This window comes from Weizmannia sp. FSL K6-3076 (genome assembly GCF_038007245.1).
Lineage (GTDB): Bacteria > Bacillota > Bacilli > Bacillales > Bacillaceae_C > Weizmannia > Weizmannia faecalis.
Map to the genome: position 1 here is coordinate 374,837 of NZ_JBBOWU010000001.1, position 16,650 is coordinate 391,486.

Below are 16,650 nucleotides of genomic sequence, written 5' to 3' on the forward strand. Positions count from 1 at the left end.
AACAGTTTTATCCAATGTTGCTTGATTTTGGAACAGCTATTTCGGGTATGTCTCTCATCCGTTATCGTGCGAGGCACTCGGCCATGCTGTGGGTGTGTGTGCACCTTAGACGCCTGTCGTCAAGAGTGTGGTGTGAGGGCGGGTTAGATGCCCGATCATTTATTTTTATACCCGAATGCTGGAAGAACAAACATCGATTGTTTTTATCGTACTGCGCAAATCTTAAAAATCAATTAGAATAAGGAGGAATTTACGTGAAAAAAGTGAGAAAGGCAATTATCCCGGCTGCAGGCCTCGGAACACGGTTTTTGCCTGCAACAAAAGCGATGCCGAAAGAAATGTTGCCAATTGTGGACAAGCCTACGATCCAATACATAGTCGAAGAAGCCGTTGAATCCGGCATCGAAGACATCATCATTGTAACCGGAAAAGGGAAGCGTGCGATCGAAGACCATTTCGACAACGCCTGGGAACTTGAACAAAACCTTGCTGAAAAAGGAAAATTCGACCTCTTAGATAAAGTCCGCTACTCATCCAACTTAGCCAATATCCACTATATCCGACAGAAAGAACCGCTCGGCTTGGGGCATGCCGTTTGGTGCGCTCGCAACTTTATCGGCGACGAACCATTTGCGGTCCTTTTGGGTGACGACATCGTCCAAAACGATCCGCCATGCTTAAAACAACTCATTGATCAGTACGAAGAAACCCGTTCTTCCGTTATCGGCGTCCAGCAAGTCCCGGAAGAAGAAACACATCGGTATGGCATTATCGCACCCGCTTCCAAAGAAGGCCGCCGATATCAAGTTGACAAATTTGTCGAAAAGCCAAAACAAGGCACTGCACCATCCAATCTGGCCATCATCGGACGCTATTTACTGACACCAGAAATCTTTATGTTCCTGGACAAACAGGAAAAAGGTGCCGGCGGCGAGATCCAATTAACAGATGCCATCCAGCAACTGAACCAGATTCAAAGAGTATTTGCTTACCAGTTTGAGGGCAAGCGGTATGATGTTGGGGAGAAATTGGGGTTTGTTACTTCAAATATTGAAATGGCTTTACAGCATGATGAGATTAAAAATGAACTAATTCAATTCTTGGAAGATAGATTAGATGCCATAAAGAAGGGGAGTAGCGAGCTTGTCTGATTTAGGGTATAGCAAAAAATTGTCAGTTCAGCCTAATACGAAAGAAATATCCATTGATCGATCAAATAATTCAAAAATATATACTGTGTGCAAAAGGTCTATTGACTTAGTTATCTCGATCATTGGTTTGATTATCGTATCACCTCTATTTTTATTCATTGGTTTCTTTTATCTGTTTGGAGAAAATAAAGGTCCACTTATTTTTAAACAAAATAGAGTAGGAAAGGGCGGTGAACTTTTTTATATTTATAAGTTCCGATCAATGATTGTAGATGCAGATGAGAAGTTAAAAGCAAATAAAGTACTTTACCAAAAATATTTAAAAAATAATTATAAGTTAGAGCCTGAAGAGGATCCAAGAATCACAAAATTAGGGAGGTTTTTAAGAAAAACCAGCTTGGATGAAATACCGCAATTAATAAATGTTATAAAAGGTGACATGAGTTTAGTGGGTCCAAGACCAGTTGTAGAAGAAGAACTATTAGAATATGGAGAAAGGAAGAACGAATTTTTATCTGTCAAGCCGGGGATAACTGGCTATTGGCAAGTTAGTGGAAGAAGTAATGTTGGTTATCCTGAAAGAGTCAATTTAGAACTATATTATGTTAATAATCAGTCTTTATTATTTGATTTATATATTTTTTTAAAAACAATTTTTATGGTAATTCTAAAGAAAGGGGCATATTAAATTAAAAATATGGAATTAAGCGTAATAACATTGACTTGGAATAGTGAAACTTATATTAGCTCAATGTTAAGTTCCCTTATAAAAGGTTTAGAGGAAATTAATTGTGATTTTGAAATAATAATAGTTGATAATAATTCAAAAGATGGTACTGTTAAGATTTTAAATAAGTATTCAAAAAAATATAATAATATTAAAACCTATATTCTTTCTAAAAATTTTGGGACAACAAAACCTAGAAATTTAGCAATTAAAAAGGCAAAATATGAAAATATTTTAATAGTAGATAGCGATACGGATTTTTCCGATACTGATGTTCTAAGTTTATTAAATAGCTTTTCTAAAATTTCAAGTAAAAAGATTGGTTTAATACAGCCGCAATTAGTACATACAGATGGTACTATTCAAGCCTCAGCTCTAAAGTTTCCTACTCTGGGTAATAAGTTAGCTAGGTTTTTGGGAAAAGTCAATACACCGTATGACTTGAAAGAGATACAAACGGTAGATTATTGCATTTCTGCTGCTTGGTTGTTAAAAAAAGAAATATTCAACACTGTTGGTTTGTTAGACGAAAATATCTTTTATGCTCCAGAGGACGCCGAATTTTGTAAAAGGCTCTGGACAAAAGGTTTAGAAGTATGGTATTTTCCGGAAGTAAAGATAACCCATCATTATCAAAGAATGACAAGTAAAAAAAGATTCAATAAAATGTGGTTCTTGCATTTAAAAGGACTAATTTATTTTTGGTTAAAAAAATATTGATATCCTACCTATGTTAAATTTTAAATTAAAAAAGTTTTCCTGATTTCTAATATAATTGGTAATATCATGACAAAGTTGGAAGTGTTTAATAAATACTCAAATATTACCCTTTACATTATATTATCTTTAAACTATTTAAAGACAATAAATTAAAAAGAACTTTTAAAAAAAGACCTTTTAAAATTGAAGATCTCTAGCGTATTATTACAGTTTTTGCTTTAACGTGTTTTGACACTTTTTATTAAGGAGTTCGAACAATTTATGAAGAAAATGCATTATTTATTTAATGCTGTATTAGCTTTAATGTTAATGCCAATATACAAAAAAAAGCTCTTAAAAAAAAGATTATTACTTGTTGGTGGTCATAAGGGTGACTTATTCACAGATAACGGAAAAGAATTTTTTATTTTTTTGTGTGAACAATATCCTGAAGAGTATATTACTTATTGGGTCATTAATTCAAATAGCAAAGATTTAAGAAAAGTAAAGAAATACAATTATTTAATTAGAGGAAGCATAAAAAACTATATATATTATTTTTTTTCTAGAGGAGTATTTTTTACTCACTCCATTCAAGATGTTGCCCCAATTATTTCAGCGTTTATAAAACCAAAGGGAAAAAGAGTTTTTCTTAGTCATGGTATAGAAGGATTGAAAAAATTAAAATTGCCGAGATTAAATATACCACAGAATAAAAAGGCTGATTTATATTTGAGTATATCTGCCTTTGAAAAAAATATAAAGGTAAATGATTGGAACATAGATGAATCTAAAGTTAAAATAACCGGCTATCCCAGGTATGATAAATTAATAAAAAGAGATAAATATGAAAAGGTAATCTTGTATGCCCCCACCTGGAGGGAATGGAATAAAGGTTTAACTAAAGAGCAGTTTAGAAAAACAGATTATTATAGAGAGGTAATGAACTTTCTACAAAGTGATGACTTACAAAACATGTTAAGAAAAAATGGATACCAATTATACTTTTATGTACACTATTTATTTCACCAATTTGCAGATACATTCAATATTAAATCCGATTATATAAAATTATTAGAACCGAATGATGAATTGCAAAAATATATTTTGAATAGCGAGATATTTATTACTGACTATTCCAGCTCATGTTGGGATTTTTTCTATTTGGATAAACCTGTTCTGTTCTATATGTTTGATCAGAAGAAATATGAAGAAAAAAGAGGATCATATATTGATTTAGATGGACAGTTAATAGGGGAAAAATATACGTCTTTAAATAATTTATTATCTGGAATTAGTGAGGTTATAAGAGATAGAGAAACATATTCTAATAGATTTTACTTTTTAAAAGAGAAATATTATAAGTTTAATGATACTAACAATTGCCAACGTGTGTTAGATGAGTTTAAAAAGCTTGAAGTTAAGTAATATTTTCATATAATTAAAGGGTGTATCCTAAATGAAAAAAATTATAGTAGTGGTTCCCCGCTTATCCGGGAGGGGAGGGACAGAAACAGTACTAACAGAGGTAGATAACTTAGTCAATAATACTAATGAATATAGTATGAAGTTGTTTTTATTGAGTGGGACAGAGAATGAAGAATGGTTGCGAAATGTACATTATGATATGCCCTCTTCATTAGTTTTGAAAAAAAATACTAATAAAGCTATTCGATATTTAGTTAATTTTAAAGTGTTATGTCGTTATTTGTTATGTGAAAAACCAAATTTAGTTATCAGCACTAATACTCAATTATGCCAATATATATATATTGCAAGAATGTTAACTAAAGGAAAATATCCAATTGTTTCGTGGATACATTTTTCATTAAATGCCCCTAACACAAATATTAAGAAAAGACTTTTAAAATTTGCTGATTTTCATTTAGCTGTTAGTTCGGGAATAAGTGAGCAACTTAAAAAACTAAAAATAAGTACCTCGAACATCTATACAATTTACAATCCCATTAAAGAGATAGATTGTACTATAAAAAGGCCTATTAATAAAACGGTTTTCATATATATAGGTCGTATTACTTTTGAAGGGCAAAAAAGAATGAAAGATTTATTAATTTCTTTGTCTAAAATTAGTGGAGATTGGCAACTCGATGTTTACGGAGATGGAAAGGATGTAAATAAGTGTAAGACTTTTTCAAGAGAGTTAGGTATAGATGATAGAGTTATTTGGCATGGATGGGTTGATGATCCTTGGTCCACTGTTAAAGAAGCTACAGCGTTAGTGTTAACTTCTGAATACGAAGGATTTGGAATGGTATTAGTTGAAGCTTTGTCTAGAGGAGTATACTGTATTAGTTCAAATTGTGAAGTTGGCCCAGCTGATATCATTAAAGATAATGAAAATGGCAGATTGTTTAATAAAGATAATCTTAATGAATTACAAAGTATTTTACAGAATATAGTTGATGGTGAAGCTTTACCTTCACAAAAAAAGTTAAAAGAATCAATTACCAACTTTTATACACATCAATTTATTAAAAGTTTTATACGAGTAATTAAAGATATTAATATGAAATGGTATAGATAGTACATTGCTATTAAAATTAAGTAGGTGACTAGCTTTTGAAAAAGTACATTTTAGATATTATAGAAACTGAAAAAGAACACGCTGGTTCCAAAGCAAAAAGTGATATAAGCTTTTTTTTACATGATATGGGTTTCCTGAGTATTTTTTTTGATAGAGAAATAAGTAGACTGGAAAAGTATATGTTTGTAAATAATAATATAAAGAAAAAACTGAAACATATGGATAAAGGAGATTTACTAGTAGTACAATATCCATTATATACTGGTGAATACTTTTTTAAATGTTTATTAAAACAAACGAAGGAAAAACAGATATCAACGGTACTAGTTATTCACGACATAGAATCCATTAGAGATCAAGCTAGTTTACATAAAATAAATAAGGAAATGAGAGCTATAAATAGCTTCGATGTTGTGGTTTCTCATAATAAAGAAATGACAAAATGGCTACAATTAAATGGCATAACAAAGAAAATTATTGAATTAGGCATATTTGATTATCGTAATAATCATAAAGTTGTTACAATACCACCCAATGAAAAGAGCGTTGTATTTGCTGGTAACTTGGTAAAATCTAATTTTATAAAAAAAATAGATCGTATAGGAGTCAATTTCTTATTATACGGACCCAATCCACCAAAAATTAATAATAATATTATTAAATATAAAGGTGTATTTTCTCCAGAAGAGTTGCCTTTGCATCTGAAAGGTAACTTCGGCTTAGTCTGGGATGGAACTTCATTAGATGTTTGTGATGGCAAATATGGTGAATATCTAAAATATAATAATCCACATAAAACTTCTCTCTATTTGAGTTGTGGGATACCTGTGATTATCTGGAAAGAGGCTGCTTTAGCTGATTTTATCAGTAAAAATAACTTAGGAATTTGTATTAAATCATTACATGAATTAGATCATAAACTTAATTTGCTAGACAGTGAAACTTATATTGAAATTAAACAAAACGTATTAGAAGTGTCAAAAAAAATAAGGAATGGCTTTTTTATTAAAATGGCTATTAAAAAAGCACTAATTGAATTAGGAATAAATTAACTTATAAAAAAGGCATTACACTTGAATTTTTAACAACAGTGAAGGATGTTTCCTAAAGGTAAACTAACTTTAAATATGAATTAATATAGGGGTAACAAAATGTCATATGTACTTTTACCTATTAGTATGTTTATTAAACAGATGAATAATTCATCTTTCTTATTCTTAACAGAATTACCGATATATATATATATTAGTATAATAATGATGTTTCTACTTATTGGTAAATTTCCAAAACCTAAATACTTATTTAATAAAAGAATCATAGTTTGCTTATTAATTATTCTTTTTATGCAATTCATTGCGATGTTCCTAAGTAATTATGAAATAGGGAATGCTATAACTAATAGAAATCCTTTAAAAGAGTATGTAAGATTACTTCTCTTTTTTGGATGCATTATTATCCATTATGTAGTTGTAAGAATTAGTGTAAAAAATCAAGTAAGTATGATCAGATTTATACAAGGTAATGGAGTAGCTTTGATAATATTGCTGATAGTAACTTACCTTCAGTTTTTCTATTTAATTTTTCCCCATATTTTTACAAATACAGTAAGTTTTATCGGAAAGTATTTTGAAAATAGATATGATAGAAGCTGGTATAGTCAAGGAAGTTATGTTCAAACTTTGCATAGGATAAATGGATTTAATCCCGAATCTGATTATTTAGCTATACAATTTTTAGTTGTATTTGTTCCATTTTTATTAAGTGCAATAAAAAATAAATTTAATATTTTTTTTCCAAAAAGCACGTATAACCCAACTTTATATTATTTAACTTTATTAGGTGTTATAATTATTTTGTTTTTTGCCCAGACAACAACTGGTATTTTGGCAATCCTCTTGATTGTAGGTTTTCTTTGGTTGAGTTTACCTATCAAAAGAAAGTTATTAACCGCTGTATCTTTTTTAATACTATTTATTATTCTATGCATTGTGGTAACTAATAATGCATATATGATGGAAATTCTTAATGAAAATTTATTCAATAAAGCTGAAAGTGATTCTTCAATGAATAGAATTGGAGGTACAATTGGACTTATAGTTACTTGGTTTAAACATTTTATATTTGGAGTGGGATGGAATTTTCATAATTATTATTTATTAAAAAATGTACCTCAATGGACAACGAATAATGGAGAATATATGTATGTTTTTTCTGCACAAAATTTTTATCCGATTTTGAGTGTTTTTTTTGGCTGGCTTGCAGAATTTGGAACTATTATAGTAATCTTTCTAGTAGTATATATTTATAAGTTGTTAAGTGATTTTCGGAAATTTAGTAAACAGGTAAATTTGATTACAAATAATGAATTTGAGTATAAATTTATAAAGACTATTAGTGATTCTGTACACTTTTTTGTTATCTTTTATTTAATTTCTTCACTTTTTGTTTTCTATTGGTCAGAAAGTGTTTATCTAATTATGTTTTTTTTCTTTATTGTAGTTCGCCAATATTTGAAAAAAGAATATGGGACAAATGACAATTAGAAGTGGTTGTAGATTATCAAGATATAAATACAAAATATAAAGACAAATAATTTATGTTTCAATGCTTTTTTGAAAAAAGAGCATTGAAAAGGTATACAATCGCCTTTGAACATACGCGTAACGTTTTACTGTTTTTAGCTTAAGTAATTAAATAAAATTAATTAAAAGGAGACTAAAATGAACTACGATTATCTTGTTGTTGGATCAGGACTTTTCGGTAGTGTCTTTGCTTATGAAGCTGCAAAAAGAGGGAAAAGAGTTAAAGTAATTGATAAAAGGGATCACATTGCCGGTAATATTTATACAGAAGAAATAGAGGGTATTCAGGTACATAAATATGGCGCTCATATCTTTCACACAAATAACAAAAAGATTTGGGATTATGTAAATCAATTTGCAGAGTTTAACCGTTATACAAATAGTCCGATAGCAAACTATAAAGGTGAAATCTATAATATGCCTTTTAATATGAATACATTTAATAAACTATGGGGAGTTATAACTCCTGATGAAGCCAAAGCTAAAATTGAAGAGCAAAGAGCTGCTGCCCATATTGGTAAACCGAAAAACCTAGAAGAGCAAGCAATTTCGTTAGTTGGTACTGATATTTATGAAAAATTGATAAAAGGTTATACTGAAAAACAATGGGGACGAAAAGCAACTGAACTTCCATCATTTATTATCAAAAGATTACCTGTTCGCTTTACTTATGATAACAATTATTTTAATGATAGATATCAAGGCATTCCGATTGGTGGTTACACCCAAATTGTGGAAAAAATGTTAGCAAGTGATTTAATAGATGTCGAACTAGAAACCGACTTTTTTAACAATAAGGATAAGTATATAGAGCAGTTTCCTAAAATTGTTTATACAGGTATGATTGATCAATTTTTTGATTATCAATTTGGCACACTTGAATATAGAAGTTTAAGATTTGAAACGGATATTTTGGATCAAGAAAATTATCAAGGGAATGCTGTTGTAAACTATACTGATGCAGAAACTCCATATACAAGAATTATCGAGCATAAACATTTTGAGTTTGGAACTCAGTCTAAAACGGTTATCACTAAAGAATATCCAAAAACATGGCAAAAAGGTGATGAACCATATTATCCTATGAATGACGAAAAAAACAATGAAATATTTAAAAAATACCATGAATTGGCGGATCAAACTCCAAAAGTTATTTTTGGTGGTAGACTAGGTATGTATAAATACTATGATATGCACCAAGTTATAGCAGCAGCACTAACTGTTGTAAATAATGAATTTAAATGATATGAAACGGGTAATTAAATATGAGTATCACGAAAAATTATATTTATAATGTTATTTATCAAGTTATCACATTGATTGTACCTTTAGTTACAGTACCATATATTTCCCGTGTACTTGGGAGTCATGGTATAGGAATTAATGCATATACTAATTCTATTATTCAATACTTTATATTATTTGGAACAATCGGTATTTCTCTTTATGGAAATCGAGCAATCGCGTATGTAAGAGATGATAAAGAAAATTTAAGTCGTACTTTTTGGGGGATTTTCACTCTACAAATAAGTACGACCTTAATTTCTTATATAGTATTTTTGTTTTTTCTCAAAATAACAGGGGAATATCAAAATATCTTCCTTTTACAGTCGCTTTTTTTGCTGGCTGCTATGGTTGATGTATCATGGTTGTTTATGGGATTGGAAGATTTTAAAAAAACAGTCACTAGAAATTTGTTTGTCAAACTCGTTGGGGTTGTTTGCATATTTATATTTGTAAAATCGGCTCAGGATTTGTGGAAATACGTATTAATTTTATCTTTATCTCAATTTTTGGGACAATTAACTTTATGGTTTTATATTCCAAAGACAATAAAAAAAGTAAAAATAAAGTTAAATGATGTAAAAACACATTTGGGACCTTCACTAGTCCTTTTTTTGCCCCAAGTAGCCATCCAAATTTATTTAGTATTAAATAAAACGATGTTGGGATATTTATCAGATACTAATGAAGTCGGTTTTTTTGATAACTCTGATAAAATAGTGAGAATGGCATTGTCTATAGTAACTGCAACAGGTGTTGTTATGCTGCCACGAGTAGCTAATACATTTGCAAAGGGAGATTTATCAAAGGTAAACGATTATCTTTATTTATCTTTTGGTTTTGCCTCATATTTGTCATTTCCATTAATGTTTGGTTTGATGGGGATTGCTGAACAGTTTACCCCTTGGTTTTTCGGACCTGAATTTAGCAAGACTAATGAAATAATATTTATTATTAGTCCAATAATTGTGTTTATAGCATGGAGTAATGTAATTGGTCAGCAATATTTGATGCCAACAGGAAAAATGCGTGGTTATACTATTTCAGTTATAGTAGGAGCAATTATCAATTTTATTTTAAATTTATTACTAATACCTCATTTTCAATCTCTTGGTACATCTCTAGCAACATTAATTGCTGAGTTTACTGTAACTTTTGTACAATTGCTGTTTTTATCGGGACAAGTAAAATATAAAACATTATTTGCTTCAACCTGGAAATATTTTTTTAGTGGTTTAATCATGTACAGTGTTATAAAAGTAATTGGATTGAACTTGAACTTTGGTTTTATTACAACATTTATTCAAATAATTATTGGTCTGTTAATATATCCTCTTCTTTTATTTATTTTTAAGAATGAGTTAAATCGAAATTTATTTATTAAAGGATTAAGTTTCATTAAAAGATTGGTTAAATAGGACTTGTGGATAAGTAAAAAATTCCAGACTTTACAAGGATCTCTGCCACTTTTGTCAATTATAAAGTGCAAGGATTTTATGGGAAACACGTAAAAAATCTTACACTTGGAGGCCGTTACTATGTACAAAATGATCAAACATCAATTCACTTTTTTAGAAGATTCTTTTTCTACCATTGATGGAAAATGAAATAAAAAAATCGCTGGGTCCGTTTTTCTTAAATAATCCCTTGGTGGAAGGCTGAAATGTACAAGAAGAAAACACACCGGATTGACCACTGGATTGTGACATTTCCCAGTCGCATTTCCGTCCAATTGTGCTGGGCAAGGCAAAAGCGAACGTGGGGTTCGGTTCAAAAGTCGCCACAGTGCCGTTGGTGGCTATGCCTTGATTGAGCAACTTGAGACAATGAAGGGATCACCCTGAGGGAATCCGTTGAGAACGTCAACAGCCGGTTCGGATATTATTTGGAAGCGGTTTTGACAGATAAAATCTAACAAAACCGGGATCAATCTCTTGGCATTCGTCTGAGTGGGCCTTGGTTGGGACGTCCATCCAAACGGTACACAACACTATTTTACATTTTGACAATCGGATTTGGACTTGTATCTGACTGTATTGTATTTAAATCGTTCAGCAAAACCCTAATTAACGTACAATATGTAGATTTAAAATTATTATTGTTCTCATAAAAGTAAATGAATTGTCTAATTGGATTTTAAACTTCAAAATATAAATATATCTGCAGGGAGTGGTAGTTATCAATACTGAAGTATATAAATCGGAAGATGTTTTCGGGATATCCAGGGATTTGCCTTTAAATTATATTATAAGAAAAGATATAGACAGTTTATTTACCGATAGCTTAAAGCGAAAAAAGCATGTTGTAGTTTTTGGAAGCTCCAAGCAAGGTAAAACATCACTTAGAAAGAAATATCTTTTAGAAACAGATGCCATAATTATACACTGTTCAAATAAATGGACTTTAGAGGATATTCACGTAAATATATTAAAACGGGCTGGCTTTGAAATAACACAATCAAATAAAAAAACATCTACAGGAAAATATAAAATTGTTGCACAACTAAAGGCAATGTTTTCACCTTTGGTTTCATCTAGTTTAGCATCTGAAGTGGATAAAACAAATCAAGTGGAAGTAACTACTCAGCCACTTGAATTAGATCCAGAGGATGTCAACGATATTATCAGCGCACTAAAAACGATGAATTTTAAAAAACGCGTTTTATTAGAAGACTTCCATTACCTTAATATAGAGGCTCAAAGAGACTTTTCTATAGCTTTAAAGGCATTTCATGAAAACTCAGATATCAGTTTTATAATTATTGGAGTATGGTTAGATGAAAATCGTCTAACTATTTATAATGGCGACTTAACTGGGAGAGTGATCTCAGTAAATGCTGATAAGTGGACACCAGACGAACTGAAGGAAGTAATAGAAAAGGGTGAAAGTCTTTTAAACATTACATTTGCGGAAGATTTTAAAACAAAACTTATAGAAAATTCATTTGATAGTGTCTACATTGTTCAGGAAGCTTGTTATAATGTCTGTAGAGAAAATGGTGTTTTAGAAACACAGGAAAATAATAAAGTTATTGGAAAAGATACTAACATACAACAATTAATCAGAAAAATAGTTAATCAACAATCCGGAAGATACAATGATTTTTTAACGAAATTTGGTGATGGTTTTCAAACTACAGTATTAGAAATGTACAAGTGGATATTATATCCTTTGATTACTTCAGACTCTAATGTTTTAGAAAGAGGTCTTAGGTATTCCGATATAAGACATATTATCCAAGCCCATCACCCACGTGGCACTGAATTAAATCCAGGTAATTTGACTCAGTCTTTAAAATCCGTAGCTTCCTTACAAGTTTCTAAAAAAATTCAACCTATCATTATTGATTATGATGAGACAAATTTAAGACTCAGCTCTGAGGAGTAAAAATTTTTCGTGATAATTTAAATATACCTCCCAAAAAAGCGGCCAAATATGTAATAATTTAAATAATTAGAGCTTGCTGGACGAATATTTTGGCATGGCTTAGTGACAAGTCGAATACAAGCTAAAATTTGATTCGTTCAGCAAGCCCTAATTAAACTTGGCTGTTTTGAGGGGGTTTTTATTTTGGTTACTAGAAAAGAAAAAAGAAATCGTGAAAAAGAAGCAAATTATTTTTTCGAGTTCCTTAAAATTCAGAAGCATTTTTTCAAAGACCTGATGAATAACCTAAAAAAGGTAGCAGACCACCGACATCAAAGCTATATCACTTATGGTCCAGAGGTCCTTTTATTTACGATGATGTTGAAAAATATGACCGGCCTAAAATCCATGAGAAACATGAGTGAGAGTTTTAATAAAGAAGAATGTATTAAAAATGTAGGGAAGGTGTTAGGCTTAGATTCTCTTGAAGAACTTCCACATTATGATACAATTAACGACTTTTTATCTGGCTTAGATGTAAATGAATTAGAAAAAATTAGAACGTATATGATTAAAGAATTATTGAAAAAAAGGTCTCTCGAGTCTTATCGAATTGAAGGAAAGTACTGGGGTGTCATCATTGATGGAACTGGATTACACACCTTTCATGAGAAACATTGTAAACACTGCCTGAGACGGGCATATACAAATAAAGAAACAGGAGAAACGAACGTACTTTATATGCACCATGTACTTGAAGCCAAGCTTGTCGTGGGGGATATGGTCTTCAGTATTGCCTCCGAATTTATCGAAAATGAATCAGAAAATGTTTCTAAGCAAGATTGTGAATTAAAAGCCTTCGACAGGCTGGCAAAGAAAATAAAAAAAATATTTAAAAGACTACCGATTTGTATCTTGGGAGATAGTCTCTATGCATGTGAAACGGTATTTAATCTGTGCAGGGCGCACAAATGGAAATATATATGCAGATTTAAGGAAGGGAGAATTAAAAGTATCTCGACGGAGTTTAAGGCAATAAAAGAGCTGGAACAAAGTAAGGATCAGAATTCATTAGTTTGGGTGAATGATATTGCCTACAAAGACAGAACGGTCAATCTGATGGAGGCCACAATGAAAACAGAGGATGGGAAATCGAAAGAGTATGTATTTATAACGGATATTAAAATCACGAAAAAGAACGTGGAACGACTCATCGCTGCAGGAAGAAGCCGCTGGAAGATTGAAAATCAAGGATTTAACGAACAAAAAAATAATCGTTACAATATAGAACATGCCAATAGCCAAAACTACACAGCCATGAAAAATCATTATTTATTAGTTCAAATAACAGATATTATTAGACAGCTGTTTGAAAAAGGTTCGTCAATCTTAAAAGCACTCAAAAAAACGGCAAAAGAAAAATCCTCAAATCTGTTGGAATCGTTTCGGACACGCATTTTAACAGACGAGGATTTCACCCATTTAAGTAAGCCAATACAAGTAAGGTTTACTTAATGGTTATATTATAGCAAAGGATGTGATGTAAAAAAAGGTTTTTTTGAAGTTATCCACAATTTTAAAAAAGAAATTTGCAAATTCGGCTCTTTTTGACTTTGAAAGCAGAAAAAATAGATGGAAAAATTTTCTAAATGTGGATAAGTCATTTTATCATAAAACATCTAAAAATTGATGAATTTACTCTTCAGAACTGTTTAAGACTTAATGTTGTAGACAAAAGTTTCATTATGTGGTTAAATTTCCAAGAAAAAAAGGAAGTATTAGAATTAGCTGACTTACCCAATGATTAGTTATATAAGATGAACTTAAGTTTTCGACAGCTCTAATCTAACAAGCAGCCGATCAATAACTTTCTGACTTTTTTGGCTAGCTTGTTTCATAAATTCAGCCACGTGGGACCGGATTTGATAAAACTTGCTGGAAAAAACATTATTAACGACGTCTTGCTTCAGCCATTTCCATAATCCTTCCACTGGATTCAGCTCAGGGCTGTATTTAGGAAGATAGACAAACCTCAGCCGTGGATTTTCTTTCAGAAAATCCTTGATGACTTGTGACTTGTTCACTTTACTATTATCCAGGACCATTACAATTTTACCTTGTGGGTATTCGCTTAAAAGGAGTTCCAAAAATCGTTTAAAGGCCGAAGAGTTGCTTTTTTCTTCTTCATAATGCGTGACTTCGCCGGTTTCATAGTTTATTGCGGCGAACAATTTAGCACCTTTATGTTGGCCATATGTCATAATCTTTCGCTGCTGACCTTTCGGAAACCAGTTATACTGCAGGGCCTGATAAGCACGGATGAATGCTTCATCTTCGAATAACAAGTGATCAATGAGACCATTCTCCAGTTCCTTTTTCAAAGCTGGAAAAGTGACTTCTTTGAACTCCTTTTGTTCGTCCGGATCAGCTTTTGCCAAAGTATACGTTGCCTTAGTGTAGCTGAATCCAAGCCTGTGTAACATCTCAGAAACACCCTTGGGAGTAAAAGACTGCTGAAACTCTTGTTGAATCCAGTCGGCAATTAATTGGAGCGTCCAAGTGTATTTTGCTTCGAAACCGACTTCTGCAGGTGTTTTATTTACGATGGTATCGGCCAACTGTTCCTGTTGTTCTTTACTTAACTTTTCGGGTTTACCTGTTGTTTTTTTCATTTGTAGCCCGGAAATTCCACCTTCTTCATAAGAATGCAGTTCTGAAGAGTAAATTCATCAATTTTTAGATGTTTTATGATAAAATGACTTATCCACATTTAGAAAATTTTTCCATCTATTTTTTCTGCTTTCAAAGTCAAAAAGAGCCGAATTTGCAAATTTCTTTTTTAAAATTGTGGATAACTTCAAAAAAACCTTTTTTTACATCACATCCTTTGCTATAATATAACCATTAAGTAAACCTTACTTGTATTGGCTTACTTAAATGGGTGAAATCCTCGTCTGTTAAAATGCGTGTCCGAAACGATTCCAACAGATTTGAGGATTTTTCTTTTGCCGTTTTTTTGAGTGCTTTTAAGATTGACGAACCTTTTTCAAACAGCTGTCTAATAATATCTGTTATTTGAACTAATAAATAATGATTTTTCATGGCTGTGTAGTTTTGGCTATTGGCATGTTCTATATTGTAACGATTATTTTTTTGTTCGTTAAATCCTTGATTTTCAATCTTCCAGCGGCTTCTTCCTGCAGCGATGAGTCGTTCCACGTTCTTTTTCGTGATTTTAATATCCGTTATAAATACATACTCTTTCGATTTCCCATCCTCTGTTTTCATTGTGGCCTCCATCAGATTGACCGTTCTGTCTTTGTAGGCAATATCATTCACCCAAACTAATGAATTCTGATCCTTACTTTGTTCCAGCTCTTTTATTGCCCTAAACTCCGTCGAGATACTTTTAATTCTCCCTTCCTTAAATCTGCATATATATTTCCATTTGTGCGCCCTGCACAGATTAAATACCGTTTCACATGCATAGAGACTATCTCCCAAGATACAAATCGGTAGTCTTTTAAATATTTTTTTTATTTTCTTTGCCAGCCTGTCGAAGGCTTTTAATTCACAATCTTGCTTAGAAACATTTTCTGATTCATTTTCGATAAATTCGGAGGCAATACTGAAGACCATATCCCCCACGACAAGCTTGGCTTCAAGTACATGGTGCATATAAAGTACGTTCGTTTCTCCTGTTTCTTTATTTGTATATGCCCGTCTCAGGCAGTGTTTACAATGTTTCTCATGAAAGGTGTGTAATCCAGTTCCATCAATGATGACACCCCAGTACTTTCCTTCAATTCGATAAGACTCGAGAGACCTTTTTTTCAATAATTCTTTAATCATATACGTTCTAATTTTTTCTAATTCATTTACATCTAAGCCAGATAAAAAGTCGTTAATTGTATCATAATGTGGAAGTTCTTCAAGAGAATCTAAGCCTAACACCTTCCCTACATTTTTAATACATTCTTCTTTATTAAAACTCTCACTCATGTTTCTCATGGATTTTAGGCCGGTCATATTTTTCAACATCATCGTAAATAAAAGGACCTCTGGACCATAAGTGATATAGCTTTGATGTCGGTGGTCTGCTACCTTTTTTAGGTTATTCATCAGGTCTTTGAAAAAATGCTTCTGAATTTTAAGGAACTCGAAAAAATAATTTGCTTCTTTTTCACGATTTCTTTTTTCTTTTCTAGTAACCAAAATAAAAACCCCCTCAAAACAGCCAAGTTTAATTAGGGCTTGCTGAACGAATCAAATTTTAGCTTGTATTCGACTTGTCAC

General features: G+C 31.6%; 13 protein-coding genes and 1 pseudogene. 12 read left to right on the forward strand and 2 right to left on the reverse strand.

What is annotated here, in order from left to right; genetic code table 11:
• Positions 1–254 precede the first annotated feature (254 nt).
• From galU to NSS95_RS01810, 12 genes and pseudogenes are all read left to right on the forward strand, one after another.
• Complete coding sequence (gene galU, locus NSS95_RS01755; protein ID WP_035190424.1) at positions 255–1,151, forward strand: UTP--glucose-1-phosphate uridylyltransferase GalU; 897 nt, start codon at positions 255–257, stop codon at positions 1,149–1,151.
• Between the two features lie 46 nt (positions 1,152–1,197).
• On the forward strand, positions 1,198–1,839 hold the full coding sequence (locus NSS95_RS01760) for a sugar transferase (RefSeq protein WP_328228252.1): 642 nt from the start codon (positions 1,198–1,200) through the stop codon (positions 1,837–1,839).
• 9 nt (positions 1,840–1,848) lie between these two features.
• The gene (locus NSS95_RS01765) at positions 1,849–2,598 is read left to right on the forward strand and encodes a glycosyltransferase family 2 protein (RefSeq protein ID WP_328221273.1); all 750 of its coding nucleotides are present in this window, start codon (positions 1,849–1,851) and stop codon (positions 2,596–2,598) included.
• Between the two features lie 261 nt (positions 2,599–2,859).
• On the forward strand, positions 2,860–4,005 hold the full coding sequence (locus NSS95_RS01770) for a CDP-glycerol glycerophosphotransferase family protein (protein ID WP_328221271.1): 1,146 nt from the start codon (positions 2,860–2,862) through the stop codon (positions 4,003–4,005).
• 31 nt (positions 4,006–4,036) lie between these two features.
• Positions 4,037–5,122, forward strand: a complete 1,086-nt coding sequence (locus NSS95_RS01775) for a glycosyltransferase (protein WP_328221269.1) — start codon at positions 4,037–4,039, stop codon at positions 5,120–5,122.
• A gap of 35 nt (positions 5,123–5,157) precedes the next feature.
• Positions 5,158–6,174 (forward strand): galactofuranosyltransferase, encoded by a 1,017-nt coding sequence (locus NSS95_RS01780; RefSeq protein ID WP_328221267.1) that lies wholly within the window; start codon positions 5,158–5,160, stop codon positions 6,172–6,174.
• Between the two features lie 99 nt (positions 6,175–6,273).
• On the forward strand, positions 6,274–7,665 hold the full coding sequence (locus NSS95_RS01785) for an O-antigen ligase family protein (RefSeq protein WP_328221266.1): 1,392 nt from the start codon (positions 6,274–6,276) through the stop codon (positions 7,663–7,665).
• A gap of 177 nt (positions 7,666–7,842) precedes the next feature.
• Entirely contained in the window at positions 7,843–8,949 is a 1,107-nt protein-coding gene (gene glf / locus NSS95_RS01790; protein WP_328221265.1) for a UDP-galactopyranose mutase, read from the forward strand.
• A 20-nt stretch (positions 8,950–8,969) separates the two neighbouring features.
• Complete coding sequence (locus tag NSS95_RS01795) at positions 8,970–10,406, forward strand: flippase (protein ID WP_328221264.1); 1,437 nt, start codon at positions 8,970–8,972, stop codon at positions 10,404–10,406.
• A 236-nt stretch (positions 10,407–10,642) separates the two neighbouring features.
• Positions 10,643–10,966, forward strand: a pseudogene (locus tag NSS95_RS01800) (IS5/IS1182 family transposase); the annotation flags it as partial.
• 191 nt (positions 10,967–11,157) lie between these two features.
• A complete protein-coding gene (locus NSS95_RS01805) occupies positions 11,158–12,375 on the forward strand; it encodes a hypothetical protein (RefSeq protein ID WP_340713744.1) in 1,218 nt (405 codons plus the stop codon).
• 183 nt (positions 12,376–12,558) lie between these two features.
• Positions 12,559–13,869 (forward strand): transposase family protein, encoded by a 1,311-nt coding sequence (locus NSS95_RS01810; RefSeq protein WP_013858128.1) that lies wholly within the window; start codon positions 12,559–12,561, stop codon positions 13,867–13,869.
• 308 nt (positions 13,870–14,177) lie between these two features.
• Here NSS95_RS01810 and NSS95_RS01815 read toward each other — a convergent pair whose 3' ends face one another.
• The gene (locus NSS95_RS01815; protein WP_340714040.1) at positions 14,178–15,080 is read right to left on the reverse strand and encodes an IS630 family transposase; all 903 of its coding nucleotides are present in this window, start codon (positions 15,078–15,080) and stop codon (positions 14,178–14,180) included.
• Between the two features lie 178 nt (positions 15,081–15,258).
• Positions 15,259–16,569 carry a transposase family protein gene (locus NSS95_RS01820; RefSeq protein ID WP_014096263.1) on the reverse strand — a complete coding sequence of 437 codons (1,311 nt, stop codon included), beginning with the start codon at positions 16,567–16,569 and terminating at the stop codon, positions 15,259–15,261.
• Between the last annotated feature and the right edge of the window lie 81 nt (positions 16,570–16,650).